Source organism: Psychrobacter sp. Sarcosine-02u-2 (assembly GCF_002836335.1).
GTDB classification, from domain to species: Bacteria; Pseudomonadota; Gammaproteobacteria; order Pseudomonadales; family Moraxellaceae; genus Psychrobacter; species Psychrobacter faecalis.
Genome location: NZ_PJBX01000023.1, coordinates 1 through 4,570, shown reverse-complemented (window position 1 = coordinate 4,570; position 4,570 = coordinate 1). Strand labels below are relative to the sequence as shown.

General features: G+C 44.7%; 4 protein-coding genes. 3 read left to right on the top strand and 1 reads right to left on the bottom strand.

The features are described from left to right. Positions 1–40 precede the first annotated feature (40 nt). Positions 41–1,555 carry a di-heme oxidoredictase family protein gene (locus tag CXF58_RS00880; protein ID WP_180952486.1) on the top strand — a complete coding sequence of 505 codons (1,515 nt, stop codon included), beginning with the start codon at positions 41–43 and terminating at the stop codon, positions 1,553–1,555. Positions 1,556–1,668: 113 nt separating this feature from the next. On the opposite strand, the gene CXF58_RS00875 is transcribed toward CXF58_RS00880, so the two are convergent. Further along, positions 1,669–2,595, bottom strand: a complete 927-nt coding sequence (locus CXF58_RS00875; protein WP_102076288.1) for a bestrophin family protein — start codon at positions 2,593–2,595, stop codon at positions 1,669–1,671. A 310-nt stretch (positions 2,596–2,905) separates the two neighbouring features. On the opposite strand from CXF58_RS00875, the gene CXF58_RS00870 reads away from it, so the two are divergent. Both CXF58_RS00870 and CXF58_RS00865 read left to right on the top strand, forming a co-directional pair. Continuing rightward, a complete protein-coding gene (locus CXF58_RS00870; protein ID WP_102076287.1) occupies positions 2,906–3,607 on the top strand; it encodes a hypothetical protein in 702 nt (233 codons plus the stop codon). A 64-nt stretch (positions 3,608–3,671) separates the two neighbouring features. Then, positions 3,672–4,319, top strand: coding sequence for a DedA family protein (locus tag CXF58_RS00865; RefSeq protein ID WP_102076286.1), 648 nt, complete (start codon positions 3,672–3,674; stop codon positions 4,317–4,319). The last annotated feature ends 251 nt before the right edge of the window (positions 4,320–4,570 follow it).

Genomic DNA, 4,570 nt, shown 5'->3' with positions numbered 1-4,570 from the left:
ATTTTAATAAATGATATTTTTAGCCATTTTAGGTCTTACCATGTCTCTACTGCCTCATTCACCAAATCACTGCTCACCAAACCTTTCAAATCCTCCCTCTACTCTTTTATTTCCTGTCATACGCCGTGCGCTATTTTGTTTAACGGCAACTTTATTACTAAGTGCGTGTGGCGGTTCGGACGCTTCAGATAGCTCAAACAATGACAGCTCTAACACACCGGAGTTACCTAGCCAGCTTACGCCGCCAACTATACCTGAAAACCCAGACAGCTCAAACATTCCTGAAACTGATATCAATTGGCTACCAGCCGGTGGCAACGCTACCATTGCTGCCGATATTTCAAGGCCATTTTTACAAATTATGCCCAATCTACCAAGCAGTGCCTTGGGCGGCGTATCGCCAGGTCGCGAGCTATTTATCACCGAATGGACGCCAGCCAATCAAGGTCGCGTGCTCTTTGATGGCGTTGGCCCCTTATTTAACGCCAATGCTTGCACCCAGTGCCATAGCGCTGAAGGACGCAAACCTATTTATGCGGCAAATGGCGAGCTAAGTGACGCCATTTTATTTAGGCTCGGCAACAAACAAGGGCTTGCGCACACTTATTACGGCGAGCAAATGCAACATCAAAGTATCGATGCCAGCATCGTACCCGAAGGTAAAATGCGCTACGCCATCACAGCGAGTAATGGCAACCAACCTACCGGTATCCAGTTTGACTTTAGCGCCACCGACCCCAATCAGCCGCTGGGAGATACCGCTATCAGTGGGCGTATCTCACCGCAATTGGTCGGCATGGGTTTGCTCGACTTGATTCCTGAGGCGGATATCATTGCGGCAGCTGACCCTGACGATAACAATAACGACGGCATCAGTGGGCGCGTACATTGGGTACAGGATGGCAAACAGCGGCGCATTGGCCGCTTTGGTTGGAAGGCGATTAACTCAAGCCTGCGTACCCAAAACGCCAATGCCATGTCACAAGATATGGGTTTGACCACTTCCGTATTTATGGATCCCAATTGCACAGCCAATCAGCCGATTTGTTGGACAGCGCCCAATGGCGGCACGCCTGAGGTTTCAGACAGCAGCTTGGATGCGGTGACCGATTTTATGACTGCCTTGGCAGTGCCTGAGCGCCGAGTGGCTGATTTATCGACCTTTAATAAAGGTGCGCAGCTGTTCACCCAATTGGGCTGTGCGAGCTGTCATACGCCAAAACAAAAAACGGGCACGAGTGTGCGCTTTTCGCTGCTCGCCCAGCAAACCATTTACCCTTATACCGATTTATTGCTGCACGATATGGGCAAAGGCTTAGATGACGGCGTCAAAGAAAAGAATGCCGAAAGTCATGAGTGGCGTACACCGCCATTGTGGGGCATTGGTATTGTCGCACGTGACCCAGAAGCACGGTTTTTGCATGATGGTCGCGCCAGCAGTTTGACAGAAGCAATACTTTGGCATGGCGGTGAAGCAGAAAGCGCCAAGACACGCTTTAGACAATTACCTGCCACGCAACAACAAACGCTGCTAAGCTTTTTAAACAGCATTTAATAGTAATGATGACAAGGTAAAATGAAAAAGACCGCTCAATCGAGTGGTCTTTTTTATGACGTAAATGTTAATAGCATAAATTTTGTTGCCATACTCATTTTATGATAAAAAGATTATTGCAAATAGCCGTTTTTAGCCATGATGTTTGGCGGCAACTCAGTTTCGCCCAAGGCTTCTAGCAAATTAATCTCGATATTCCTTGATAAAGCGGTCAGCGGTAATTGGTTGGCTGCCAGCCCAAAAGGCTCTTCCAACTCTTCACTGAGCGCGTCTAAACCAAAAAAGGTATAAGCAATAACGCCGCAAATCAAAGGCGTCACCCAGCCTAAAGAAGAAACCAGACCAAAAGGCAGCATAAAGCAGTACAAATACGTCGTGCGATGCACCAGCAGCGTATAAGCAAACGGTAATGGCGTGCTATGAATACGCTCACAGGCGGATAAAACCACCGTCATCGAATTGATGCGCTCGTCCATATTTTGCAGCATAAGATCTGACGTCAAGCGCTGATGCCGACAATAGCCAAGCTCTTTACCGAGCAGACGCAGCAGATAATCCGGCAAATTTTGCGCCTGTTGCATGCTGGCATGATAAACGGGCTCAACAAAACGCTCCACATCTTGCCAAGGCGCACTGTCACGCAATCGATGACGCAGCGCATGAGTAAAAGCGATGCTTAAATATACCAATCGGCGCTGGCTATCGTGCCCTTTCTCACTCTCATCATCTATATAAGACAGCACTTGACGAGTAAAGCTGCGCGTATCATAGACCAATTGCCCCCATAGTCCTCGAGCTTCCCACCAGCGCTGATAACTGGCGTTATTGCGAAAACCTAGAAACAGCGATAAAGCAATACCAAGCAAGGTAAACGGCGCGACGCTATAAGAAGAAAAAGAGCTGGGAAATCCGTGCTGAATATTGGTAATAAAGGCACTAATTAAGCTAATGAGCAAAATCTGCGGATAGACCTTGGGCAGAATGGAGCCACGCAAGGTAAAAAGCAGTTTGATGGCGCTTGGCTTTTGCTTGACGATCATTTTAACGTCCTAACGAATGATGCTTATAATTGGTACTTATAGAGTAAAACTAGCGTTTTTACAGGACGAAATGATAACAGACTAAAGAGGTATGAGCAGAAAAAACAGCGATTTATCCTATTTTAATTGGCTAAAAATTTTTACTACGTACTTATTCAATAAATTTCTACAAAATCATCGGTTGTTATAATGATGTAAGGATAGCAGGTACAAGGATACACGGCAGCTGTCAGCGCTTAAAAATTCGATTATAGTAGGCAGGTAATAATTATTTAAATAAAAAAACTCAAATAAATCGAGGGAATACACCATGAAAAAATTAGGATTACTTGTCGCGGTATCGGTGGGCTTAAGCGCTTGTGCAGGTGGTATGAGCGGTGGCAGTACGCCGGGCAATTCAAATAATATTGTCACTCAATATCCCGTCGAAGCAGCCATGCTCAATATTTACACCAAAGCCCGCAGTCAAAGCCTAGTGGCGAACGTCGGCAATCAAAAAGCCTCTGCTGACATCAAAGTCACGCCCAAAGGCAGCATGGTATTTAACAATAAACAAGTCCAAGGCGCTGAAGTAAATACCATTAATAAAGTCAACAATCAAGTCACTGATCAATCAGTCGCCATTAATTACTTTACCCTTAATCCATTGGTATTCCATGGTTTCACTGACAGCTCAGGTAAATACTCGATCTCGAATCAGACCACAACCATTCCCAAAATGGCAACGATTGGTTCATCAAGCAAATTGATTAAAGAGGACGTCTATGCCGATAGAAGCATGCGCAAAAAAATAGGCACTTATAATCAAGATTGGTCTTTGAGCCGAGACAGCAATAATACCGCGTGGTTTTGTATAGAAACCTCGGCTAACTTACTACTCAGTAACGATCCTAATGGTAGCTCGTCAGAATGTTATAAAATCAATGCGCGCGGTGATATTCTGGATAGCAAAGTAACGATTAGCCAGCCGTCTACAAACGGCACTAAAACCATTACCTTTACCAGTCGATAGTTTTTATCAGCTGATGGCTGTTATAAACTGACAGCCATCAATTTGTCAGTTATTTAGGAATTCTATGGATCAAATGAGTGAATGGGTACTCGGCATCATGGCAAGGTTTGGCTACTTTGGCATTATATTTGCCATGTTTGCTGAAAACGTTTTCCCGCCTATTCCATCTGAGGTTATCATGCCCGCTGCTGGCTTCGCCGCTTCTAAAGGCGATATGAGCATTGTCTTGGTCATTCTAACTGGGACGCTTGGCGCGGTGCTGGGTGCGCTACCCTTATACTATTTGGGCCATAAATTCGATGAACCGCGCTTGGTCGAGTTCACTGAGAAATACGGCAAATACGTGTTTATAAAACCTACTGACATCACCGATGCCAATGCATGGTTTGACAAACATGGCAAAATGGCAGTGTTTTTTGGGCGTATGGTGCCGGGCGTGCGTTCGCTAATTTCCATCCCTGCCGGTATGAATAAAATGGCGTTATTACCGTTTTTGGCGCTAACCGCTTTAGGCGCCAGCATTTGGACCGCGATATTGGCGCTAGCCGGGTATTACTTGGGTCAAAACTATGACGCTGTCGCAGGCGTGTTAGCCCCCTATTCTAAAGCTATTGGTATATCAATCGTGGTTGTTATTATCGGTTTACTCATAAAACGGCGCTTGTCTTATCGAAAAAATAGCAATAATGACAAAAATTCCGATCCGCGTTGAATATAAACTGTCTGCCACTCTTACAATACTAACCCAACTTAATATAATAGCTAAGTTCAATAACCACTTAGTTTCACTAATTTGGAGCAGAATTTTCAAATCCTAAAATGCTTATCTCAGCGTTTAAATCTTAATTCTTAAAGTTTTTACTCCTCTCTTTTCTAGTGCACCAAATGGCAAAAACACCTAACTAAATTTATAACTCATCAGTATAAAAATCGTGAACGAATATTGCGCAAATGATTCGCTTA